Consider the following 25,552-nt stretch of genomic DNA (forward strand, 5'->3'; position numbering starts at 1 on the left):
TAAACTGTCAGTTGACCATTCCATGGCATTATCCTTGTAGAAAAGGGAGAAAAAATAATTAAAAATATCATGGGAAAAATTATTGGAATTGACTTAGGTACCACCAACTCATGTGTGGCGGTAATGGAAGGAAATGAGGCAGTGGTTATCGCTAACTCAGAAGGAAGAAGAACGACTCCATCCATTGTAGCATTTTTGGAAAATGGCGAGCGTAAAGTGGGGGATCCTGCCAAAAGACAAGCCATTACAAATCCTCAAAATACGATTTCGTCTGTAAAGCGTTTTATGGGGAAAAAGTTTTCTGAAGTAAGTTCAGAATTAAAGACCATTTCATATCAAGTAGAACAAGGGAATAACGACACCCCACGTGTACGCATCGGTGATCGTTTATATACACCTCAAGAAATCTCTGCGCAAATTTTAACGAAAATGAAGCAGACGGCTGAAGATTATATCGGCCAAACAGTTACTGAAGCCGTTATTACGGTACCTGCTTACTTCAATGATGCAGAGCGTCAAGCGACCAAAGAAGCGGGTCAAATCGCAGGTTTGGAAGTTAAGCGTATCATCAACGAACCTACCGCTGCAGCATTAGCTTATGGCGTAGACAAAGGTGGTAAGGATATGAAAATCGCGGTATTCGACTTAGGTGGTGGTACGTTTGACGTATCGATCCTTGAATTAGGCGATGGCGTGTTTGAAGTAAAATCGACAGATGGAGATACGCACTTAGGAGGTGATGACTTTGACCAAGTAATCATCAACTGGTTGGCAGAAGAATTCATCGCTGATGAAAACATCGATTTGCGTAAAGACCCAATGGCTTTACAACGTTTGAAGGAAGCTGCCGAGAAAGCGAAAATCGAATTGAGTTCTGGAGCATCTACTGAAATCAACTTGCCATACATCATGCCTGTTGACGGTATTCCAAAACACTTAGTTCGTTCATTAACACGTGCTAAATTCGAGCAATTAGCTGATAGCTTGATCCAACGTACCTTGGAACCTTGCAAGCGTGCGATGAAGAATGCAGGTTATACGAATTCTGATATTGATGAAGTAATCTTGGTAGGTGGATCCACTCGTATCCCACGTATTCAAGAAGAAGTGGAGAAATTCTTTGGCAAAAAACCTTCAAAAGGAGTTAATCCAGATGAGGTAGTTGCGATTGGTGCAGCGATTCAAGGTGGAGTATTGACAGGTGAGGTGAAAGACGTTTTGTTACTTGATGTAACACCACTCTCATTAGGTATCGAAACAATGGGTGGCGTATTTACTAAATTGATTGAAGCAAATACAACAATTCCAACCAAAAAGTCTGAGACATTCTCGACAGCGGCGGATAACCAACCATCTGTAGAACTTAACGTTTTACAAGGTGAGCGCCCAATGGCGAAGGATAACCGTTCATTAGGACGTTTCCACTTAGATGGTTTACCACCAGCACAACGTGGTGTACCTCAAATCGAAGTTACATTTGATATTGATGCAAATGGTATCTTGAACGTTTCAGCGAAAGATAAAGGAACAGGAAAAGAGCAAAAAATTCGTATCGAGGCTTCGAGTGGCTTAACAGATGAGGACATTGAAAAAATGCGTAATGAAGCGAAAGCAAATGAAGCATCTGATAAATTAGAAAAAGAGCGCGTAGAGAAAATCAACCAAGCAGATGCTTTGATTTTCCAATCTGACAAGCAATTGAAAGAATATGGCGAGAAATTATCAGAAGGCAACAAAACAGCAATCGAAACTGCATTAACAGAATTGAAAGCTGCACATGCATCACAAGATGTAGCTGCGATCGATGCAGGATTAGAGAAATTGAACGCTGCATGGACAGCTGCTTCTCAAGAAATGTATGCGGCAGGAGCTACGGAAGGTGGCGAAGGAGCTCAACCAACAGATTCTGCGGCAGATGGTGGAGCTGAAGATGTTTCTTTCGAAGAAGTAAAATAAGCTGATTAACAAATTAAAAGCCCGATCCTCTCAGATCGGGCTTTTTTATGCTAAAACTAAAATTGAATATCAGAAACTAAAATAGCTTTGAGATGCTCAGAATAAAGTATGTGGCTACATAATCAATTAATACACCGTAAGCCCAATAACTCTTCACTCTTCACTCTTACTTCTTAACTCTCCCCAACAATCCCATCCCACAAAACTTTACGAACTTTCAAGGACTCAATCGCCGCTTGGGTCGCCCTCTGCCATTTATCCGTATCATTTCCACATAACTCCTCCATCATGCGGTAAGCCAATTGGCTATGATGATCACCGTCAACTTCGATGTGGCGCTCTAAATAATAAACGAGCGTTCCAACTTGCTCGGGGGCATCTTGCTTTAATTGATCAACGATCAACTGAAACATACCTGGTATTAAGTCTTCCCGACCAAACGTAAAAATAGCCGCTATCTCCTCAATAGGTCGATTGGCAATGGATTCGAACGTGAAACGCAAAAATTGCTTAACCGATGGAGCTAAATTTGCATTGGCTACTTTTTGAAGAATCTCAACCAACGATTGAGCCTGCAATAAATGAGTTAAAATAGGAGAGGGCTCAATCGAAAGCTCTTGCATGGCACGCAAATACAATTCAAAATGACTGATGACCACGCCATGTTGATCCACATCAGATTCCTCACCTAAAACAATTTCGTTAATTAAAAATCGAGTCTCTGCAGAACCTTTGGGTACCCAAGGCTGCGAAACGCAAGTCAATTCAGCTTGAAGCTTTTTGACAAGTGACATAAAATCCCAAACCGCAAATACATGATGCTGCATAAAAACAGCTAATTCTGCAGGAGATTGAATAAACGAATTAATGGGGTGATCGTAAAGTGCTTGTTGGTAGGGTTTTATTTGTACTCTTAGGCTGTTGATTTGACTCATGTTAATGTATTGTTGTTGATCTAAATTTTAACCGTTGGCCATCCCGCTTGTTTTGTTGGGCCAAAATTTCAGCTACGACAGCTATGGCTATCTCATCTGGACCTTCAGCACCAATATCTAAACCAACCGGCGTGGATATATCCGAAACCAAATTGTGTTGCAATTGTTTTTTCAAACGATCAAACCGTTTGCTGGGACCAAGAATTCCGATGTACTGAAAAGATTGATCAGCGATAAATTGATTCATGAAGGACACATCACGATCAAAATCATGCGTCATCAAAACAAGGCAATCACTAGGCTGTAATCCATGCACTTGATCCCAATCATAAAAAGCTCGAACTCGTTGCTGTACATCCTTGCGCATTTTGTTCGTATTACCCACCCAATGAACTTCCCAAGCCAAGGTCAAACATAGTTCAATCAAGCTACAGGCATCAAATTGATTACCAACAACCCAAATACGCATTCGAGCAGGTAAATATTCTGTAAAGGTCAGTGAAGCTTCGTCCCAACCAGCAATAGCATCATTCAAAGCTTGAATCGAGAATTCCGTATCGTTCCAGACAGTTTGAATAAATTGAGGTTTCCCAGATTCAACAATGGACTTAAACAAAGTAAACGTTCGTTCTATATTAGCTCGAATAGGATCAATAACAATTTCAATCAATCCTTGGCAACCTAAGCCAATTCCTAATTGAAATGGATCATCTTCGCGTGTATCGTATGTAATTCGTTTGATGGCTTGTTGGTGCATTGCCAATTGCGCCTTCTTTAGCAAATCACCTTCTAAACAACCGCCACTAATGCCACCCCACCAATTTCCATTGGAATCAATCAACATACGCGCACCGGGTCTACGATAGGCTGAGCCATCCACATAAACGACAGTTGCTAAGGCGATTGATTCACCTGATTTCAAAAGAGCCTCTAATTGCGCTAAAATGACTAATAATTCCTTCATCGATCAAACAATTGTTTGTTTAAATAATCAATTAAAAAATCTATCTCGGACTCTGAGGTTATATAACTCAACGAAATCCGAAGTGTTGACAAAGCTAATGCATCTGAATGACCTACGGCCTTCATGACGTGGGAAGGTAATTGCGATTTAGCATTGCAAGCTGATCCATTCGAAACCGCTATCGCAGGGATTCTGCGGTATAGGTCCTCCCAGTCTATATTGGGAATTGATATACTTATAATATGAGGTACAGATTGATTTTCTGAAGAATTGAGGACATACTCACCAATCAATCTTTTGAGTATTTTGTGCTTAAAAGTCGAAATCTTATGTACGCTATCAATCAATAATGGCATTAAATCGAAACAGGCAGCCAAAGCAACGATTTGTTGGACAGGTAAAGTCCCAGGTCTTAAACCGCGTTCTTGTCCTCCACCATACGTTAAAGGTATTAATGCTACATTTGAATTGAATATTATTCCACCAATTCCTTTGGGCCCATAAATCTTATGTCCTGAAAAACTAAGTAAATCTGGCAAATGCTTATATTGCATTAAATCCAATTTCCCTATTGCTTGTGTCGCATCTGAATGAAATATAATGTTGGCTTGCTTACAAAGTAGAGATATTCCCTGAAAATCCGTCACATTCCCCGTTTCGTTATTGACCATCATGAAAGATACCAAGGTGGTATCTGAACGAATAGCCTGTTCTAAATCTAAAACCTCTATACAACCCAATGCATTCGGTTGGAGATAAGTAACAGACCAACCCTGATGCGCTAATTCCTGAAATACCTGTAGAACTGCTTTGTGTTCAATCGACGAAGTAATCAGATGACCTTTAGGCCGATCCTTTAGATAGCCAAGTATACATAGATTATTGGACTCCGTCGCACCCGAAGTAAAAACAACTTGTCGAGCTTGAACACCAAAATAGGAACTGATTTTCTTTCTTGCCGATTCGATGGCTTCTTCAGCTGCCCAACCAAAATAATGTTGGCTAGAGCCTGCATTACCAAATTCCTCCGAAAAATAGGGCAACATCGCCTTTAACACATCCGCATGAACGGGTGTGGTGGCAGCGTAATCGAAATAAATTGGTTTTTTCAATGTTATACGAATTGATAACAAAGATAGGGGATAAAAAAAAAGTCCCGAATAAATCGGGACTTTCATTTGCTAACTAAGCAAGTTTTTTGATAACTGCTTTAAAAGCCTCTGGGTGATTCATTGCTAAATCAGCTAAAACCTTACGGTTTAAAGCCATACCAGACTTGTTATATTTACCCATGAAAGCTGAATAAGACATACCTTCTTGGCGAGCTGCAGCATTGATACGTTGAATCCAAAGTCCGCGAAAATCTCTTTTCTTAACCTTACGATCGCGGTATGCATATTGCAAACCTTTCTCTACTTTGTTTTTTGCTACAGTCCAAACGTTTTTTCCGCGACCGTAAAATCCTTTCGCTAACTTAAGGATTTTCTTTCTTCTAGCTCTTGAGGCTACGTGATTGACACTTCTTGGCATAATTTTTTGTTTTTTGAAATGAGGCGAATCTTACGATTACTTTTTTTGCCTTCTTTCTGGTTTAACAATAACAAAACTGATAATTAAAGACCTAACATTAAGTTAACGCGATCCATATCAGCTGGTGAAACTAAAGTAGCGTGAACTAAATTACGCTTTTGTTTCGTTGTTTTTTTAGTAAGGATATGGCTGTGAAAAGCATGTTTACGCTTAATCTTACCAGTTCCCGTTACTTTGAAGCGTTTCTTAGCTCCAGAGTTGGTTTTAATTTTCGGCATTCTTAAAATTATTAAATGTAAAAATTGGAACGCAAAAGTAACAATATTACCTCAAAATTCCACTTAAAATGTAAAATTATTTCTTAGCCACTTTAGGGGAGAAGATAATGCTCATACGCTTGCCTTCTAATTTTGGCATATCGTCTGGCTTACCTACATCTTCTAATCCCTTGGCAAAGTTAAGCAATAGCATTTCGCCACGCTCTTTGAATACAATAGTACGACCTACAAAGTGTACATAAGCTTTCACTTTTGCACCTTCTTTCAGGAAGTTGACAGCATGTTTTAATTTAAAGTTGAAATCGTGCTCATCCGTATTAGGACCGAAACGGATTTCCTTGATGACTGTCTTGGTAGCATTGGCTTTGATTTCCTTTTGCTTTTTCTTTTGATCATACTTAAACTTCGCATAATCAATTACCTTACAAACAGGAGGGACAGCTTTGGGGGAAATTTCCACCAAATCCAAGTTTTGAGACTCCGCAATTGCCAAAGCTTTCGCAAAAGGATATACACCAATTTCAATGTTTTCTCCCACTAATCGAACTTCTTCGACACCACGAATCAGCTGATTAATTCGATACGGTTCTTCTTCGCGCTTATTTCCTCGGTAATTGTTGTTGGGGCGTAAAGCCATAAATTATAATTTGGTTTAAATAAAAATCAATCGAAGCTAATTTAAAATGCGCGTATTTGCAAACAAATAATGCCTAAGCGCTTAAATTATCAGTATTTTCTAATTTGAATACGAATGTTGGTTAATTTCCTCACCAGCCAATGCCATAAAGGCATCCAAGCTCATCATCCCTAAGTCTCCTTCACCTTTCTTACGTATACTCACCATGCCTTCTGCTTGCTCTTTTTCACCTACAATGATCATAAAAGGCACTTTACCCACTTCCGCATCCCGAATCTTACGTCCCATTTTCTCATTCCGATGATCCACATATCCACGTAAATCACGCTCCTGCAAGCGCAAATAAACTTCGTTTGCGTAATCTTCAAATTTCTCTGAAATAGGTAAAACAGCTAATTGATCTGGCGAAAGCCACAATGGGAAATTCCCAGCCGTGTTCTCAATCAAAATAGCCACAAAACGCTCCAGTGAACCAAATGGCGCACGGTGAATCATCACCGGACGGTGTTTTTGGTTATCAGAACCCGTATATTCCAACTCAAAACGTTGAGGTAATTGATAATCCACCTGAATCGTACCTAATTGCCATTTACGACCCAGTGCATCGCGCACCATGAAGTCTAATTTAGGGCCATAAAATGCTGCCTCTCCATATTCAACTACTGTGGGCAAACCCTTCAATTCAGCGGTTTTAATAATGGCTTGCTCTGCACGATCCCAATCTTCATCGTTACCGATGTATTTTTCATGGTTCTCACGATCACGCAAAGAAACTTGAGCTGAATATTCATTGAATCCCAATGCCTTAAAGACATAAAGAACCAAATCAATTACTTTCATGAATTCTTCTTCTACTTGATCCGGCCGACAGAATATATGGGCATCATCTTGTGTAAATCCACGAACACGTGTTAGCCCGTGTAATTCACCCGATTGCTCATAACGATACACGGTACCAAATTCCGCCAAACGTAAAGGCAAATCCTTGTATGAACGAGGTTTTGTCTTATAAATCTCGCAGTGATGCGGGCAGTTCATTGGTTTCAATAAATACTCTTCACCTTCATCCGGCGTATGAATCGGCTGAAATGAATCCTTACCATATTTCGCATAGTGACCTGAAGTCACATATAATTCTTTACTGGCAATATGTGGTGTCACAACAGGGGAGTAGCCTGCACGAACTTGCGCACGCTTTAAGAAATTCTCCAATCGCTCACGTAAAATTGTACCTTTCGGCAACCACAAAGGAAGTCCCATGCCCACTTTTTCAGAGAATGCAAAAAGCTCTAATTCCTTACCTAATTTTCGGTGATCACGACGTTTCGCTTCCTCTAATAAGAATAAATACTCTTCCAATTCCTTCGCTTTCGGGAAGGTAATGGCATAAATACGCGTCATTTGCTTGCGCTTCTCATCTCCACGCCAATACGCTCCTGCCACGCTTAATAATTTAACCGACTTAATAAATCCAGTGGATGGAATATGAGGTCCCCGACATAAATCTGTAAAGTTTCCTTGTGTATAAAAGGTAATCGAGCCATCAGATAATCCTTCTAACAACTCTAATTTATACTCGTCGTTTTTTTCCTGAAAGTAAGCGATTGCATCTGCTTTGGAAACAGATTTACGTAGATATTCGCTCTTTTGACGAGCCAATTCCACCATTTTATCTTCGATTTCTTTGAATTGATCCGAACCAAATTCCTTTCCTCCTAGATCAATATCATAATAAAATCCATGCTCAATCGCTGGTCCAATACCAAATTTAGTTCCTGGATATAAAGCCTCAATCGCTTCAGCCATTAAGTGAGCAGATGAATGCCAAAATGTCTTTTTCCCTTCCTCGTCATTCCAAGTCAACAATTGCAAACTCGCATCTGAATCAATAGGTGTAGAAGCATCAACTACTGCATCGTTCAATTTAGCAGCCAACACATTACGCGCCAAACCCTCTGAAATTGACAATGCAACATCCATCGGTGTTACACCTTTTTCAAACTCACGAACCTGACCGTCAGGAAAAGATATCTTAATCATATAAAAAATTTTTGCAAAGGTACGAATTTAGCTTCATTTTAAATCTGAATAGCAAGGAAAATTATGGCACTATTTGCTGAAGAGAATCTTGTTTCAAATTCAGAGAATCTGTTTTTTTACCGACCAATCGTTCATGCAATTGGGTAAATCGAACATCACCAGCATAAATCTTCCGAATAGAATCTAACAATGAAATACTTTTCGTTTTTTCACCCCGATTAATTGCTAATAGAACTTTCATATACAAAATATCACGAGCAAAAAGGGTATTTGATAGAATAGGAGCTAGTGTACGTTCAGCTAAATCATAACGCTTTTGATCTATGTAAAAACGTGCTACCTGTAAACGCATGCTGGCATGCTGGGGCATCCAAGTTATACTTTGTAAAAATACTTTCTCTGCTTGAGTAAAATGGCCCATATGCACCAAAAACTGGCCCCAAGAAAACATTAAATAAGGATCCAAAGGGAATTTTTTCAATTCGCCTAAAATTTGCTTTTGGTAGGTTAAATTAGAATTACGACCAATTTGGTATGAAAAATAAGCATGCGCTAAATCCGGATGCGGAATATTTCCAACCGTAATTCTTTGATAGGCACCTAAACTATCTGAACGGAATTGTTGCTTCAAAAACTCGACATAAGCAAGCTCAGATTTTGGCACTCCCGCTTTCTCCAATTTACGGATGTACATTAATCCAACCTTTTTTTCATGGGTAGCAAAAAATAGCTCGGCTAGGGTTTGATATAATTTGGCCGAAGTAATTCCACTTGACTCAACTAATTTAGCGTCTTCTAAACCTTCAGTATATAAGCCTAATTGCTTTTTAATTTGGGCAGATAAAAGTAAATAATCGACATCGCCTGGAACTTGATCCAATGCTTTCTCAATGTCGACTTGAGCTTTTTGATATGCTCGTAAATCAAAATAAGCCTTTGAACGCAAATAATAGAGATTAGCCCCATCTTGACTTTCTAATAAGTTTGTCAAATAAGCTACGATCAATTCGGGGCGTTGTGATTTCAGAAATACAGCATTGGGAGGAATCGTTTCTCCCTTTGTATCCTGTGCTTTTTCACAAGCAATAAGTACAAACAAAACAGTAACAAGAATGAGAATCTTATTAATCAAAATCCAATATCAATTACCAATGGAACAAATGCCCAAGATTTATTCTCAGATACGTACATCGCTCGGATGCCTAATTCGAAACCTTGCGAAAACCTCAAAACATGAAATTGAGCAGACAAATCTACGCCGAATGAGTGAAAGGATTGTGAAGTTTGCTCTAAATTATCTTTTCCAATTCCTAAATCACCAAAAATGTTCCCTTTTAATCGGCTAATGTATACTAAACGCCCAACATTCCAATCCGTATTCAGTAAAGGAAAACGATAATCTAAACCCATGGTCGTCAATTGATTAAACGATGTATATAAATACCCTCTAGGAAAATTTATGGAACTTGAAAAACGATAATTCCCCTCAGATTCCTGTTGGTATGCATACCGCATCATAATCCCATCATGCTTAAAGAAACCAGGAATAAACAATTGAGCCTGCAAATTCCACAACTCATTTTGAAGGGCTTGTTTGAAAGGGATTCCATTCCAATTTGCTTGAAATACAAATCCTTTTCGCGCTTGCACATCCCACAAGCTTTTAGTCAATAATTTGCTATAATAAACTTGGTGTTTAACAAAGCTGTAATTACCGTTAAAAGGTTCCGAATAATACCGTTTGGGTAAATCATAATCCCGAACCTGTAAAAAACCGATGTTGGAGCCAACTTGTAAATACTCTTGATAAGCGCTATGCGTAAGATTAAAAGGAATCCGAACTCCAATATCCCAAGTTTGTTGTTTCCATTGATCCGTCCTTAAACTATCCAATGGCCTTTTATTATCAATGTATAATTGGGTTTGCCTTTCTCCCATTTGATAATTAACATCTACAATAGGGTACCATGCTTGATAGGAGAGTCTAGCGAATTGATTCAATACTTTCTCATTCATTCCATACCGAATTCCTGCTGAGGCCTGCAAGGAATTAAAAATATCTCGCGAAATAACGGAATATTCTAATTGGTTTCCCGAAGAACTCAAGACTGGACCCCAGGTAAAAGGATTGAAAATATCCCATTTCGATACGCTTGTTACAGGTGCAGGCAATAGTTCCGTTTCCTCTCTATTGGCTTTCGGATTTATCGTTAATGCTACACGTTGAGGATTTAATGCCTTCTGAATTAGTTGATGCCCAGATGCTGTATAGGCCGAATATATCAAAGAGTCAGATTTTACCGTAGCAAAATAAGCTCCAAAGCGCTCGGTCGACATTAAATCAAAACGCTGATCATGTATATTTATTCGCGCAATTTGATCCACTTCACCAGTCGGAAAGTTAACATATACCCATTCACCATCTTGATAAGGGTGTGCAATGTTGTGCTGTCCAAAATCCTTTTGGAATAATTCTTTTTGTTTGACAAAATCCCAAATACGTACTGATTTATTACCCTTATATTTAGCGATATAAACCAATGTTCCATCAGCATTTATGCGAGGTTGGAGAAATTGTTCTCCACTTTTGGCTTGCAGGCTAAAAATAAATTTCCCCTTAACTCGATCATAAACTTTCAATACTGTTTGCCCATTTTCTTTTACGTGAATGAATGAAACATATTTTGAATCAGACGAAATACTCGGGCTAATCCACTTTTCATAACCACCCATAAAAGTCTTTTTCCCTGTTTTAAGTGCATAGAATACTAAACGAGATTGCTGCTTCTGACCCCATCGAGGATGAAAAACAAGTTCCGACCAAAGTACATAGTCATTCGATGCACTCAACATCGATGCATCAATCATAGGACCGAAATAACTAAGTCGACGTTCCTTCCCGCCGTTTATCTCAACGAGCTGTCGGATATCAGAAAATCCCGTTTTCAAAGCCACAATTCGACCATCAGCCAATTTAGTCGGATATAAATATTGGGTAAATCCTTGCTTGCTAGAATCCGGTACAGCGTTTTCATCAATTAATTTCGTAAAAACATCCTTAGCATATTGATCAATGGACTTTCCTGCCTGTTTTTTAAATTGCCGAGAAAAACCAAAAATTGTCGGGTGATTCAACGTAGCCTGCCATAGATTTGGAATAAAAGATTCCCCAAAATCCTGATTCATTTGCTGACTTAAATACTGTCCAAAAACATAATGATTTGGGACCAACTCTCGATAAGACTTTCCCATCATTTTTGCATAAGAGGGAAACCCATAAGTATTCAAATAAGCTTTTAGTGGCAATTTAAATTGAGGTATATAGGACCTTCCAGAGGCATTCACTCGTGACTCAGTTTCTACTGCATCACCCTCCCAAAGCCAATTGGGAATCATCAAATTGCTGTAAACACTTTGACCATATGCTCCAAATAAACGATGAACCCAACGCGCCAATCCCTGCCTTCCCGCATTATTTTGATAGACATGGCGCATTTCGTGGCTTGCCAACAAAGTCAACCAATCATTATTTCCTAGTAAGGATGCATCTTGCGAGGGTGTAGTCAAAAATTCAGCACGTGGTGAAATCAGGCTAACAAAACCATTCGAAACGAGTCCTTGATTTTGAAGGATAATGGGAAAACGATGCGAGATTTTAGGGTAATTAGAACCAATTTCCTTCCACGTAGCCTCAAGATTACTTGCAGTAACAAGAGCCACAGAATCATAACCCGCTGGAAAATAAAGATCCAAAGGAGCTTCTTTCAAAGAAATCTTGTTGAATTTCAGTGAAAAGGGATTTTGGTCTAATAAAATAGCCTGCCCAAGGCTAACAAAAGAAAAGCAAACAAATAGTAGACAAAGAAGTTTTCTTAAAACCACTTTAACACTTGCTCGATTAACCATTTGGTCCGTAACGTATAAGGAGGATAAAAGAATCGTAAAGCATTAGTCTTTTGTACAATGACCGCTTTAGCATGCGAAAACTCTTCAAAACCAAATTTACCACCTGATCTTCCGATGCCTGAATTATTAACTCCTCCAAATGGCAAAGAAGAATGACCAAACTGAATTAAACAATCATTAACGACGCTTGACCCAGCAGATGTATGATGTAAAATATAATCCGTGAAAACCTTGTCCTCTGAAAAAATGTAAAGCGCTAAGGGCTTTTCTTCCTGACTTAAATAATCGACAATTTCTTCCTCGGATCGATAGGTTAAAACAGGTAATATCGGGCCAAAGATTTCTTCTTGCATAATAGCCATATCCATCGTGCAATTACTCAACACAGTAGGGCTGATGTAATTCGTTTCCGGATTTAGTTCACCTCCAAAAATAACCTTAGCCCCTTTAGCTTTCGCATCTTCTAATATGCGAACAATTCGATCAAAATGCTTTCTATTTACAATACGAGCATAGTCATTGCTTTTTTCAATTCCTTTCGATTCAGCATTATAAAATGCTTGAATCGAATTTTCCAGACCAGCTAAAAACTGAAAATGCACCTTCTCATGAACAAATACATAATCAGGTGCTATGCATGTTTGGCCATTATTCAAAAATTTACCCCAAGCAATTTTTGGGACACTAGAAGCAATATCGGCTGTGGGACCAACAATTGCAGGTGACTTACCACCCAATTCTAGGGTTACTGAGGTTAAATGTTTGGCAGCAGCTGCCATGACAACTTTACCTATCGCCGGACTTCCGGTGAAAAAGATATGATCAAATTTCTGAGCTAATAAATAAGTGGATACTTGCGCATCTCCCTCAACACAAAATACATCGGATGGATCATATAACGCATTTATCATCTTATTAATAAATGTCGAAGTATGTTCACTCATTTCAGATGGCTTCAGAATAATCGCGTTACCGGCTGCAATCGCATGAACTAAGGGATTAATCGCCAAATTAAACGGATAATTCCAAGGTGCAATAATCAAGCATAAACCTTTGGGTTCATATTGAATGTGACCTTGGGTCCCCATCAAAAGTAGTGGTGTAGATACTTTTTGAGGCTTCATCCATGATTTAATGTGCTTAATCATGTGATTTATTTCTCGCTTTACACCCAATAGCTCGGCGATAATTACTTCTGAACTCGGCTTACGAAAATCCTGAAATAAGGCATCAAAAAGTTCTTGTTGGTGATCCAACATGTATCTCTGTAATTTCCTTAGTTTCTCTATGCGCTCATCAGCACTCGAATTTTTCAGTCGGAGTAACGATGATTTTTGCAAATAGAGAACCTCTTGGATCTTGTCTTCTAGCGATTGATTCATGCGATTAAAGCTTAAATAGTAAACAAATCACGTAATTTATCTTCAATTAAATCAAAATAACCTTTATTTCCCGAAGGTCTAAACCAGGTATCACCAGCTACATACCATTTACCATCACCGGGATAAACTGCGAATTGAGTTTTAGGTTTCAATTCTTCGACTCCTTTTTCAAAAACAAACTCTCCAATGAAAAGCACTTGCATTAATTCCTGCAAACTTTGCCACTGATCCGTAAAGCGAATGGAACTTTCTGAGCTATCTGTCCGGTAGGTAAATTTTAAATCAAAAAATGACATTTCGCCTTCGATACGCACCCATTCTTCGTCCGCATCCATAAATTGAAAACCCAAGTATAGCGGCATTTCATTCCCCGCAACCTCTAAAATTGCCTGCATGAACTCCTGCATCAAGGTATCCTCAATTTCTAAACTGATAGGTACCGCTGTCGTTGTATCTGCAGCTTCCAAAGTAATAAATGGCTCTTCATCGCGAGGATTGCAAGAACCCGACTGAAACAACAAAAAAGCAGTTTCTAAACGGTTTCGCCAAGCAAGCGATAAATCGCCCGACCATTCAAAATGATCTTCTACATTTAAGCCTTCTGCTAATAATTCTTCACGTGAAAAATCATCTCGGTCAATATATTGGATGGAAACTTCAACGCGAGGTTTGTCTGACAAAAAATCTTCAAACGTAAATGCGGCCTCTAAATGATAGGGAGCAGGAACATTATTCGGACTTTCATAAAACAATTGAAATTTCTTTTCTAAACGCGTTGGTTTCATCTATTCGGATTTAAGATACAAAGCTACGGATTTCAATCTATCTATTTTGCCTGATGATGTAAATTGAAATTTTTCTAAAGGAATATATTGTTTGGGCAATTGCCACGATTCAAAATACGACCGTAATAAACCCTGAACAGCTAGCTGACTTGACATAACCCAATCTCCGGTATAAAATAAAGTTACCTGCTGGCCATAAATCGCATCCGGAATCCCTTCAATAAAAAACGATGCGGGTTGGTTATCACTCGAACTAATAATTTTTTCCAATTCCTCAGGGTGTATTTTCCGACCTGCAGAATTGATGACACGATCAAATCGCCCTTTTATTTCAAAATGGGATTCATCTTCGATGGTTACGATATCATTCGTTTGAACCCAGGTATTATCTGTCATCAAACCCTTTATTTTCAAACAATTACGTTCATCTACACCAATTTCGACTTTACCTAAAGTTCTAAAAAACGGATCTTTAATTGTTCGATAAGCAATATGTGAAACCGTCTCAGTCATTCCATAGGTTTCAAAAATGGGAAAAGGCAATGTCCCAGAACGGGATTTCAACGAGTCAGATATGGCCGCTCCGCCCAATAATATCCCTTTGGAACCAGCAAAGAATACAGACAAATCAATACCGGATTCCAAAATGGCATACCACTGATTGGGTACAAAAGAAGCCAATTGAATTGAAATGGGAGCAAGCCCCTCTAGAGGATTAACGGAAGGAGATACCAAACATACTTTTAAATCCAGCACCATTGCTCTTATAAGAAGCATAGCACCGGCAATATATTGTACAGGTAAACCTACTAAAACGACGTCATTCGGCTTTAATTGCAACCAATTTCCTGTTGAAACGGCGGAAGCAATCATTGCTTCCCGACTCACCCAAATCGGCTTGGGCGTACCCGTGGAACCCGAAGTATGAAACAAAAAAGAGGGTTGACCACTTTTCCATAATTCGCAAAATGCGAGCACCTCACGCTCGTAATCCGAGGAGGGCACAAACAATTGATCAGAAAGAGGGGAAAATACCTGCATAAATCAACAAATCATTCCAAAATTAACCAAACATTCTCTAATTTCGTGAGTTAATAGAAGGTTAATCAAATAACCTTGCTTAGATGAAAGAAGATCCATTTTTAAATCCGATCAATCCTGACAAAGTAGCCCAAAATCCGGGTTTACTTCCTTATGCCCATACGGCAGGAGGAGCTGTCATTAAACCGGAAGATACGGGTAAAACAAGGGGGAGAAGTATTTTAGCGATGCGCCAACAAACGGACCGCCAAATGAACCAACTCTATGAACAAATGGAAGTTCTAGCAAAGCAAGCTAAGCTTTTAGCCGACCGAAAAGAGATTTCTGAGCGTATATATGATGCGGCCATGGGATTTGAGCCCATTATTTCTGAAACCTATTACATGTATGAAAAAGAAGATGGCTCCGACTTGCTTTCGCTCGTTGCACCGCACGAATGGGGCCGTTCATTTAAATATAGCCGCTATTTGGCTAAAGTAATTTTACTAGCAGACCACACCTGGGATGTTACCTATAACGAAGAATCAAATTAACCCATTATGACTTCAAATTTGCCTTGGAAAACCATTAAGGAATATAAAGACATTTTATTCCAACAGTACAAAGGGATTGCTAAAATCTCGATAAATCGACCGCATAAACACAATGCATTTACGCCATTGACAGTTCAGGAAATGTCGGAGGCCATGGAACTCGCTCGGCAAGACACCTCGGTAGGTGTAATCATTTTAACCGGTGAGGGGGGAAAAGCATTCTGTTCGGGTGGTGACCAGAGCGTTCGTGGAGACGGTGGATATGTAGGAGAAGATTATGTACCGCGTTTGAATGTATTGGATTTACAACGTCAAATTAGAACCATTCCTAAACCCGTTGTTGCCATGGTCGCAGGTTGGGCTATCGGAGGTGGACACGTATTACATGTGATTTGCGATTTATCCATTGCGGCGGAAAATGCACGTTTTGGCCAAACCGGACCTAATGTAGGATCTTTTGACGGTGGTTTTGGTGCCTCTTATTTAGCTCGTGTAGTCGGCCAAAAGAAAGCGCGTGAGATTTGGTTTTTGTGTGATCAGTACGATGCACAAGATGCACTTCAAATGGGATTAGTGAATAAAGTAGTTCCTTTAGAAGAATTAGAAGCAACAACAGTAGCCTGGTGTGAAAAAATCCTAGAAAAAAGTCCTTTGGCATTGCGCATGTTGAAATCAGCATTCAATGCTGAACTTGACGGCCAAGCCGGAATTCAAGAATTAGCAGGAAATGCGACGTTACTATATTACCTATCAGACGAAGCAAAAGAAGGTAAAAATGCATTCTTAGAAAAGCGTAAACCAGACTTTTCTAAATTCCCTAAATTCCCATAAGTATGAATTATTGGCTCGTAAAATCTGAACCTTTCAAATATTCTTGGGATGATTTCGTTAAAGAAGGGAAATCTGTTTGGGATGGCGTACGCAACTACCAGGCGCGGAATAATATGAAAGCCATGCAAAAAGGAGATTGGGTGTTTTTTTATCACTCAAACGAAGGCATGGAGGTTGTTGGCCTTGCGGAAGTAAGCAAAGAATTTTACCAAGATCCCACCACTGAAGATCCTAGATGGGTTGTCGTGGAATTGGTTCCGATAAAGAAATTTAATAAGACGGTCACATTGAAATCGATGAAGGCCGACGAAAGACTTAGTTCACTTGCGTTAATTAAGCAATCGCGCTTATCTGTAACACCCGTTCAAAAAGCAGAATTTGACATCATTCTAACTTTAACTGAATAATATGAAAAAGGCTCTTTTGATTCTGATAGTTATTTCAATGTCCATTTTCCAAGGAAATGCACAAACGAATAAACGTGTTGAATTTCCGCAAGAATCAAATCAAGTGGAGACTTTTACGATTCCCATTGGGAATAAAGGTGTCATTCTACTTAGCCAATTAAACAAACAAGCATTCAACCTTCGTAAGTTTTCAACCCATTTAGAACAAGAATGGTCTACGAATGCTACCATCGACTCCAATCAAGATTATGTGACGCATAGTTACGATGGAGATGATTTATATCTTTTATTTAGTCGATTCAAGAGCAATTCCTATGTCATATTTCGCGTGAATACCGAAAAAGGGAAGGTTGATAAATACCAAATCATCTCAGTGGACCGAATTGAAATATCTAATTTCAAAGCCTTAAATGCTTCGCTTTTCATCGCAGGAATGGTTAATTCACAACCGGTCATTCTGTATACGAATCTGAACGAAAAAAAGACCCGCATTTTACCAGCTATCGTAAAAGGGCAAGCTGAAATTCAATCGATGGATTTAGATACGGCATACGAACAAATAAATGTCACTTATTCGGTTGGTAAAAAGGCGAAAGATTACCAATTAATCCTCAAATCATTTGATGAAGATGGAAATCAAGTCAGCCAAGTTTTAATGAAACCCAATGATGAATATGCGATGATGAATGCCAAATCGGCACAAATCAATGATTCTCTACAAGTTGTGGTAGGTACCTATGGGCACAAAAACACGATTGGTTCATCTAAGGGGCCAAGTTCACAAGGACTTTATTTTCAATCATTTCTAGATGGTGAATTAACCAATTCAAGCTATACGAGCTTTACCAAATTCAGTAATTTTTTCAATTTCTTAAGCCCGAAACAAATTGAAAGACAAGCTAAAAAAATTAAAGATAAAGAGGAAAAAGGGGAGGATTTACGCTTGGATTACCGACTACTAATGCATGATATTATCCGCAAAGGAGATCATTACATAATTGTGGCAGAAGCATTTTATCCTGATTATAAATATGCCAACTTTGGCCCTTACGGGGGAGGTTATTTTCCAGGGATGACAACGATGAGTGGCTTTTATTCTCCTTGGAGTATGATGTATAATCCTTATCGCTGGGGATATGGAAATTACGGTTTGTATTCACCTTTTTCAAGCTATTACAGCCCATGGGGATATCGAGGTTATAATTATTATGGAAACCAGCAACAATTTGACGGATGGGTTTATACGCATGCTGTGATTGCCGAATTAGATGCACAGGGTAATTTATTGTGGGATCATTGTATTTCGCTGCATGATTTAAAAGAACCGAAGCTTATTCAAAAATTAAAAACATCCGTTCAGGATGATCAGATTATTTTAAGTTACAGCAAGGATAACCAAATAATCTCCAAAATCATTCGCGATCATGGAGCTACTGAAACGGAAAATACCTTGGACATCGAAACCAATTTAGAAGGTGATCGAGTTAAAAAATCAGCTGATTCCGATTTAACCTATTGGTATAACACCTATTTTTTAGCTTACGGAACACAAAATATTGTTAACCAAACAGAAGGGAAACGTCAAGTTTTCTATTTAAACAAAATTCAATTTAAGCCTTAATGTCAAACAATCACCAATCTATCGCCATTGAAACACCTCAAAACTGGGGAAAAAGCTATGAATTAATTGATTCAGGCGGATTTGAAAAATTAGAGCAGTTTGGTGAATTTGTCGTTCGCAGACCTGAACCACAGGCCCTTTGGTCAAAGTCCTTGTCTGAAGAGTTTTGGTCCATTAAAGCTAATGCTCATTTCAAAAAAGAGAAGGGCAGTACAGAACGTGGCGTATGGGATATAAAAAAAGGGGTGCCCGACAAATGGTTCATTCCATATCAATCCGAACGCTTAGATTTAAAATTAAAGATTAGTCTTTCGTCATTCAAACACGTAGGCTTATTTCCAGAACAAGCTTCTAATTGGGAGTTTTTAGCGAAAAACATCCCTTTGTTAAGTAATCCGAAACCTAAGATATTAAACCTATTCGCATACACGGGTGGGGCAAGTTTAGTGTGCCGACAAATGGGTGCCGATGTCACGCACGTAGACTCGGTAAAACCCGTATTATCCTGGGCGCGCGAAAACATGGAAGTATCTCAATTGGATTCGATCCGTTGGATGGCCGAAGATGCCCTAAAATTCGTTAAACGCGAGGCTAGGAGAGGTAATTTCTACCAAGGTGTCTTGCTAGACCCACCGGCTTATGGTCGTGGACCAGACGGAGAAAAATGGGTGTTGGAAGAACAGATAGACGATATGTTGCGCTCTGTGAAAGAAATTCTAGATCCCAAGGAACATATTTTATTGACTAACGTCTATTCATTAGGCTTTTCTACCTTGGTCGTAGAGAATTTAGTGAATGGAATTTTCAATGTGCCAGAAACGGCAGAATCTGGTGAATTATACCTAAATGACCAATACGACAAAAAACTCCCATTGGGAGTTTTCCATCGCTATTTGTATAAGGCTTAGTTCTTAGGATAAATCACGCCTTTGGCAGCCAAAAGGGTGTTTTTCATCAAGGAAACAATCGTCATGGGACCTACGCCCTTAGGAACAGGTGTGATGTAAGAACAGATTGGGAATACGGAGTCAAAATCAACATCACCTTTTAAAGCAAAGCCTGATTTTTTGCTCGCATCTTCCACGCGTGTCAAACCAACGTCAATTACCACGGCGCCTGGTTTCACGTGAGCAGCAGTGATAAACTCGGGCTTTCCTAATGCCGCAATAATAATATCGGCTTGTTGGCACATCTCCTCCAAATTAGCCGTCCGTGAATGTGTCAACGTAACCGTGCAGTTTCCTTGTGGATGATTGCGTTGCATTAAAATAGACATGGGCAAACCTACAATTTGACTACGACCTACCACCACACAATGCTTTCCAGCCGTTTCAATTTTGTAGTAAGCTAATAAATCCAAAACACCTTGAGGGGTAGCGGAAATATAAGCGGGCAATCCTTTCGCCATCCGACCGATATTAATTGGGTGGAAACCGTCAACATCTTTTGAAGGATGAATCGTTTCCATCACGCGGTCAGGATTGATGTGATTAGGAAGGGGTAATTGCACGATTAAACCATCCATTTCGGGATTGTTATTCACATCTATTACAGCCTGCAATAATTCTGCTTCGCTAATCGATGGATCAAAACGCAAAAGGGTTGAGGCAAAACCTAATTCTTCACAAGATTTTACTTTATTCGCTACATAAGTCTCAGATGCGCCATTGTTACCTACAAGAATGGCAACTAAATGGGGGGCACGCTTACCTGAAGCAACTAATTCTTGAACCTCTTTTGCAATGGACGCTTTCATGGATTCAGCGACCATTTTTCCATCAATAATCTGACTCATATCTTATTTTTTTCTTGTTGTCTTTTTCGGAGCTGGAGCTGCATCACCTAATGCGATACAATCTTCCAATGTTAAACTAGCTGGATCTTGATCCTTCGGAATCTTTACATTTCGTTTACCGATTTGAATGTACGGACCATACATGCCATTCACGACCTTAATGGCTGCATTCTCAGGGAATTCCTTAATGATCTTATTGGCTTCTGAATTTCGTTTCGCTAAAATAAGTTCAATGGCGCGTTCTTGCGTCAACGTAGCTAAATTATCCGTCTTACTTAAGGAAATATATTTACCATTATGCTTGACATAAGGGCCAAAACGGCCTTTTCCCGTTTCAATTAATTGATCTTCAAAATAACCTAAACCCGCTGATTCAGCCGCTTTTTGAGCTGCTTGCATCACTAAAACGGCTTGATCTAATTCGATCGTAAAAGGATCATTCGGTTCAGGCAAACTGGTGAATTTACCATCGTATTTTATGTATGGTCCTAATTTACCAGCACCAATTACCACAGGCTTATCATCTAAAATACCAATCTCACGAGGTAATTTTGGTCGAGCAAGCAAAGCGATAGCCTCATCCAAACTTAGCGTAGCAATCGATTGATTTTTACCCAAATTGGCAAATAGAGGTTTATCCTCTTCTCCCGATTCACCCAATTGTACAAATGGGCCAAATTTCCCTAAACGAACAGATATTTTCTTGCCAGTTTCTGGATCTACACCTAATTCACGGCCACCACCCACAGAACTGCGAGCAATGCCTTTACTATCTTCGATCGTTTTATGAAAAGAACCATAAAAGTCCTTCATCAGCTTAACCCAAGGTAATTTACCTTGCGCAATATGGTCAAACTCATTCTCCATTTCCGCGGTGAATGTATAATCGACCACTTCTTGGAAATTCTCAACTAAGAAATCTGTAACTAAAGTACCTATGTGGGTTGGGAATAACTTCGATTTCTCGGCACCAACGATTTCAGTGGCTTTTACTCCAGCTATTTCGTCTTCTTTTAATGTCCATGTTTGAAAAGTTCTTTCCTTTCCAGCACGATCTTCTTTCTCTACATAAGCACGCTTAATAATCGTGGAAATGGTAGGAGCATAGGTAGAAGGCCGACCGATACCCTTTTCTTCCAAAGCCTTTACTAAACTGGCTTCTGTATAACGCGGAGCTGGACGAGAAAAACGCTCCTGAGCCTTTAATTCATCTAATTGCAGGACTTGACCAACAGACAAAGGAGGTAACATATCTTTGTTTTCATCCTCCTCTTCATCGTCCTTTCCTTCTAAATATGCTTTCAAGAATCCTTCAAAAGCAATAACCTCACCTTGAACAACTAATACCTCTGTCGTAGTAGATATCTCTATTTGAGCCGTTGTTCTTTCGAGTAAAGCATCCGACATCTGTGAAGCAATCGAACGCTTCCAGATCAACTCATATAATTTTCGTTCACGCGAATCCCCAGATAGGGTCGACATGCCAAAATCCGTTGGACGGATGGCTTCGTGAGCTTCTTGTGCGCTATCAGACTTCGTTTTAAACTGACGGGCATGATGAAATTTCTCACCATAATTCGATTCGATTGCCGCTTTGGCCTTGTCGCGCGCTTCCTGCGAAAGCATCGTTGAGTCGGTACGCATATAAGAAATACGACCTGATTCATACAATTTCTGGGCAATCGACATGGTTGTGGCTACCGCATAGCCTAGCTTACGCGACGCTTCTTGTTGGAGCGTAGATGTCGTAAACGGAGGCGCTGGCGTTTTTTTAGCCGGCTTCGTTTCTAGACTTTTAATTGAAAACGTTGCTCCCACACATTTTTTCAAAAATTCCAAAGCATCACCTTCTTTGGCAAAATTCTTAGCCAATTCAGCCTTCAATACCTTTTTACCAGGAAGATCAAATAACGCACTAACTTTGAATGTAGCGATGCTAGCATGATGTTCAATTTCTCGCTCACGTTCTACGATTAAGCGAACCGCAACGGATTGCACACGACCGGCAGATAAACCTTTTTGAACTTTAGACCAAAGAACGGGAGAAAGCTCAAAACCGATCAAACGATCCATGATTCGGCGGGCTTGTTGCGCATTCACCAAATCCATATCAATCGCGCGAGGTTGCTCAATCGCCTTTAAAATGGCTGATTTCGTAATCTCACGAAACACGATTCGCTTTGTATTATCTTTTAAATTTAAGGCCTCTTTTAAATGCCAAGAAATCGCTTCTCCCTCACGGTCGTCGTCAGTCGCTAACCAAACTTCCTCGCATGATTTAGCTAATTTCTTTAATTCCGAAATGACCTGTGTCTTATCTGAGGAAACAACATAAGTAGGTGTAAAATCATTTTCTACATCAATGACCTTATCACCTTTGGTAGGTAAATCCCGCACATGACCGAAAGAAGATTTTACAATAAAATCCTTGCCCAAATAACCTTCTATCGTTTTTGCTTTTGCGGGGGACTCAACTATGACCAAATTTTTTGCCATCAGATAAATGTTTCAGGTTAAATTTTCGAAATGACCTCAAATATAGGTGCTTAAAATGTATTTGTTTACAATTACCGCGAAAGCACCAAAAAAAATCTAAAAAATCATATTATTCAGGAATATTCCCTATTCGAATTCGCGAATTAATGTTGACACGGAATCCAATGTAATTAAAAGACCCATTTGAAAAATTGGCAATCGCCTCCAAACGCAAGACTTTAATGACACCATCCAAACCATATCCTAACTCCTGATAAAACAAATTTTGCTTAGGCAGATAAACTGCATTCGCAATTAATAATTCTTTGACATAAGCCTTCTTGGTACCCAATAAAGGTTTCAACCACAAATTTGAAAATTGAAATTGTGAAAGTCCTTCCATGTAATTTCCTGAGGTACTGTATGCGTAGTGGTTAACATTCAAACGCTGATTGGCACCGGTTGTAAAATTCTGATAGTAACCAATAAGTCGTTGGGAGGCCAACATATCACCCGTTTGAATAAGATTAAGTCCACCATTAAAGTGTTTATAGTCTAGAAAATATTCAGGGGAATGGCCAAAAAATGTTCCAGCGTTTAATACAAATCCTGACTTCGCCCAAGGAGATAGAGTTAAGTTTTGAACATATGAGAATTCAAGCATTTGAAAATCAACCGTAGAACCAAAGACCTCAGGCCATCCCGCTCGATATTTCAGTTGAATCAGGGGAGAAGAACCCCAATCACTTTGTCGGGTTGAATTAAGATACGACTGGGTTAAAAAAGGCCTAAAACCGACGGAAAACTGCGTAATAAAGGCGTGATTACTCTCAAAACCTTCTTTCAGGTTTTCTACGTTGGTTGGGTTATTACTGCTAAACGTCCGATTCAAATAATTAATCCAATAATAGCCCGTCGTATTATCCATTTGAGAACGATTTGCTGATTCCGCATAGGCCTTAATGAAAAGGCGCGAGGAGAATCGCTTGATTAAGGAAACATTCCAATATTGCTTCCGATAAATTTTCATTTGATTGTTTTTCAACAACAAAGTAGAAAGCGAATTCATTTCGGGTGAAATCGTATTGTCAGGATTGTATTGCGCTACAAAATCACCATGAGAGGCGGATAAATCAAAATTCTCTGTTTTATATCGCAATTTAAGATAACCCGTATTCCGATTTAAGCCAAAAGATCGTCGGCCTAAAACCTCGGCTTCCAACATCCGATAACGAGCCCAACGTTTCCGAAATACCAAAGCAGAGTTTGCCACAAAACCTTCGACGGTGTTGAAATTGGAATCAAAGACAGGGGATTTATAATAGATTTCAAACGGATAAAAATCACCCTTTCGTTTCCCAAAATAAAACGACTTACTAAAAATCAATTGGTCGATGCGAAAAGGACTTCTCCTTAATGTATCAAAATAGGCAATACTCGATGAGTCAATAGGAGCAGGGAATAAAGCCGAACTTGTAAGTTGCACAACTTCTTTGGGTACAATTTTTACTGAATCGACAGTTGTAAGCGCAGATTGCGGTCTTTGTTTCCATTTTCGGATCAAGCCCTGATGAAAATTAGCTAATAATTGACTAGCGAAAGTTTCGTCAAATGCGCGTTCAGAAATATTAAGCACTTCTTTAATTTCTGCAGGTTTTTCAAAATCATGTACACTCGGTTGCCAAAATTGAATATCACCTTTTACTTTCTCTTGAATCTCATATTCACCTGTAATACCCAAAACACCGCCTTGCACATTAAAATTAGCTTCTAAGGGCAACCAAGTTTCATACTTATATTGATTTTGAATATGAATACGATAATCTATCGCATCTGATTCCACATTACCTTCAAATCCCACAAACATTCCTTCCTGGCTCAAGGTGATAATTCCAGAAAACAATCGGTCGGCTTTCATTTTTGGACTAAGGGTAAATTGGTAAACCGCTTGACCTTGTAAGATAAAAGTCTGTTTAAAAGTAAACTGATAATAACTTCGGGCGTGATAATTTAATGGAGAGACACATTGGGTACCTACAAAATCTTGGTAAAAATCAGACCAGAAAAATAGGGTAGGCCGTGGGAACTTAATCTGATTCCCGCGAACAGAATGAACTTCATGAATCATTTGATTCATTGCTCCCATATAAACATGAGAATTTGTTTGTTTCCCGTACCATTGACCTATTTTGATACCTTCTAGTTTTTGAAGCCGCTGCTTTCCTAAGTAAGGAAAATGATCAAAGCGGCCCTTCTCAGCAATCTCTACATCAAATTGTAGGTGTCTTATTTGAGCCGCGTGATTAGGAGCTTTCGCAATTGCTAGATCAACAACCGCCTGAAAATCATTCATTTGTGCCCACAAGTACTGTGGTATACAAATCAGTAAAATGAAAAACAAACGATAAATAACTTTCAAATTGAATAGGCTTAATC

Annotated in this window: 21 protein-coding genes; 6 read left to right on the top strand and 15 right to left on the bottom strand. The window is 39.2% G+C overall.

The window, feature by feature from the left end:
- Positions 1 to 69 precede the first annotated feature (69 nt).
- The gene (gene dnaK / locus V7S75_RS07535; protein WP_459512752.1) at positions 70 to 1,956 is read left to right on the top strand and encodes a molecular chaperone DnaK; all 1,887 of its coding nucleotides are present in this window, start codon (positions 70 to 72) and stop codon (positions 1,954 to 1,956) included.
- 173 nt (positions 1,957 to 2,129) lie between these two features.
- On the opposite strand, the gene V7S75_RS07540 is transcribed toward dnaK, so the two are convergent.
- From V7S75_RS07540 to V7S75_RS07595, 12 genes are all read right to left on the bottom strand, one after another.
- On the bottom strand, positions 2,130 to 2,891 hold the full coding sequence (locus V7S75_RS07540) for a DUF3050 domain-containing protein (protein ID WP_459512754.1): 762 nt from the start codon (positions 2,889 to 2,891) through the stop codon (positions 2,130 to 2,132).
- Position 2,892: 1 nt separating this feature from the next.
- Complete coding sequence (locus V7S75_RS07545) at positions 2,893 to 3,855, bottom strand: XdhC family protein (protein WP_459512756.1); 963 nt, start codon at positions 3,853 to 3,855, stop codon at positions 2,893 to 2,895.
- Entirely contained in the window at positions 3,852 to 4,967 is a 1,116-nt protein-coding gene (locus V7S75_RS07550; RefSeq protein WP_459512758.1) for a cysteine desulfurase family protein, read from the bottom strand. Before V7S75_RS07550 ends, V7S75_RS07545 begins: the two co-directional genes overlap by 4 nt.
- Before the next feature lie 73 nt (positions 4,968 to 5,040).
- Positions 5,041 to 5,385 carry a 50S ribosomal protein L20 gene (rplT, locus tag V7S75_RS07555; RefSeq protein ID WP_377975893.1) on the bottom strand — a complete coding sequence of 115 codons (345 nt, stop codon included), beginning with the start codon at positions 5,383 to 5,385 and terminating at the stop codon, positions 5,041 to 5,043.
- Positions 5,386 to 5,468: 83 nt separating this feature from the next.
- Complete coding sequence (gene rpmI, locus V7S75_RS07560) at positions 5,469 to 5,663, bottom strand: 50S ribosomal protein L35 (RefSeq protein ID WP_315576202.1); 195 nt, start codon at positions 5,661 to 5,663, stop codon at positions 5,469 to 5,471.
- Positions 5,664 to 5,739: 76 nt separating this feature from the next.
- Positions 5,740 to 6,300 (bottom strand): translation initiation factor IF-3, encoded by a 561-nt coding sequence (infC, locus tag V7S75_RS07565; RefSeq protein WP_315576203.1) that lies wholly within the window; start codon positions 6,298 to 6,300, stop codon positions 5,740 to 5,742.
- A 99-nt stretch (positions 6,301 to 6,399) separates the two neighbouring features.
- Positions 6,400 to 8,340 carry a threonine--tRNA ligase gene (gene thrS / locus V7S75_RS07570; RefSeq protein ID WP_377975890.1) on the bottom strand — a complete coding sequence of 647 codons (1,941 nt, stop codon included), beginning with the start codon at positions 8,338 to 8,340 and terminating at the stop codon, positions 6,400 to 6,402.
- Positions 8,341 to 8,401: 61 nt separating this feature from the next.
- Entirely contained in the window at positions 8,402 to 9,472 is a 1,071-nt protein-coding gene (locus V7S75_RS07575; protein ID WP_459512761.1) for a tetratricopeptide repeat protein, read from the bottom strand.
- Positions 9,469 to 12,108: a hypothetical protein gene (locus tag V7S75_RS07580; protein WP_459512763.1), complete on the bottom strand. Its 2,640-nt coding sequence runs from the start codon at positions 12,106 to 12,108 to the stop codon at positions 9,469 to 9,471. Before V7S75_RS07580 ends, V7S75_RS07575 begins: the two co-directional genes overlap by 4 nt.
- A 104-nt stretch (positions 12,109 to 12,212) precedes the next feature.
- Positions 12,213 to 13,628, bottom strand: coding sequence for an aldehyde dehydrogenase family protein (locus V7S75_RS07585; protein WP_459512765.1), 1,416 nt, complete (start codon positions 13,626 to 13,628; stop codon positions 12,213 to 12,215).
- Positions 13,629 to 13,639: 11 nt separating this feature from the next.
- A complete protein-coding gene (locus V7S75_RS07590) occupies positions 13,640 to 14,413 on the bottom strand; it encodes a hypothetical protein (RefSeq protein WP_459512767.1) in 774 nt (257 codons plus the stop codon).
- Positions 14,414 to 15,454 (bottom strand): AMP-binding protein, encoded by a 1,041-nt coding sequence (locus tag V7S75_RS07595; RefSeq protein ID WP_459512769.1) that lies wholly within the window; start codon positions 15,452 to 15,454, stop codon positions 14,414 to 14,416.
- Between the two features lie 83 nt (positions 15,455 to 15,537).
- Between V7S75_RS07595 and V7S75_RS07600 the strand changes: the two genes are divergently transcribed.
- From V7S75_RS07600 to V7S75_RS07620, 5 genes are read left to right on the top strand one after another with little or no spacing between them, the layout of a single operon-like run.
- Positions 15,538 to 15,987: a DUF2452 domain-containing protein gene (locus V7S75_RS07600; RefSeq protein ID WP_459512771.1), complete on the top strand. Its 450-nt coding sequence runs from the start codon at positions 15,538 to 15,540 to the stop codon at positions 15,985 to 15,987.
- A gap of 6 nt (positions 15,988 to 15,993) precedes the next feature.
- Positions 15,994 to 16,818, top strand: coding sequence for a 1,4-dihydroxy-2-naphthoyl-CoA synthase (gene menB / locus V7S75_RS07605; protein WP_459512772.1), 825 nt, complete (start codon positions 15,994 to 15,996; stop codon positions 16,816 to 16,818).
- A gap of 2 nt (positions 16,819 to 16,820) precedes the next feature.
- Complete coding sequence (locus V7S75_RS07610; RefSeq protein ID WP_459512774.1) at positions 16,821 to 17,225, top strand: EVE domain-containing protein; 405 nt, start codon at positions 16,821 to 16,823, stop codon at positions 17,223 to 17,225.
- Between the two features lies 1 nt (position 17,226).
- The gene (locus V7S75_RS07615; RefSeq protein WP_459512776.1) at positions 17,227 to 18,846 is read left to right on the top strand and encodes a hypothetical protein; all 1,620 of its coding nucleotides are present in this window, start codon (positions 17,227 to 17,229) and stop codon (positions 18,844 to 18,846) included.
- Positions 18,846 to 19,754, top strand: coding sequence for a class I SAM-dependent methyltransferase (locus V7S75_RS07620; protein ID WP_459512778.1), 909 nt, complete (start codon positions 18,846 to 18,848; stop codon positions 19,752 to 19,754). The genes V7S75_RS07615 and V7S75_RS07620 overlap by 1 nt, the downstream gene beginning before the upstream one ends.
- Here V7S75_RS07620 and V7S75_RS07625 read toward each other — a convergent pair.
- The 3 genes from V7S75_RS07625 to V7S75_RS07635 form a co-directional block, all read right to left on the bottom strand.
- Complete coding sequence (locus V7S75_RS07625; RefSeq protein ID WP_459512780.1) at positions 19,751 to 20,641, bottom strand: bifunctional 5,10-methylenetetrahydrofolate dehydrogenase/5,10-methenyltetrahydrofolate cyclohydrolase; 891 nt, start codon at positions 20,639 to 20,641, stop codon at positions 19,751 to 19,753. The genes V7S75_RS07620 and V7S75_RS07625 overlap by 4 nt on opposite strands.
- A gap of 3 nt (positions 20,642 to 20,644) precedes the next feature.
- A complete protein-coding gene (gene topA, locus V7S75_RS07630) occupies positions 20,645 to 23,137 on the bottom strand; it encodes a type I DNA topoisomerase (RefSeq protein WP_459512782.1) in 2,493 nt (830 codons plus the stop codon).
- Positions 23,138 to 23,246: 109 nt separating this feature from the next.
- Positions 23,247 to 25,535: a DUF5686 family protein gene (locus V7S75_RS07635; RefSeq protein WP_459512783.1), complete on the bottom strand. Its 2,289-nt coding sequence runs from the start codon at positions 25,533 to 25,535 to the stop codon at positions 23,247 to 23,249.
- Between the last annotated feature and the right edge of the window lie 17 nt (positions 25,536 to 25,552).

It is taken from the genome of Aquirufa sp. TARAVU-A1A, from assembly GCF_054558675.1.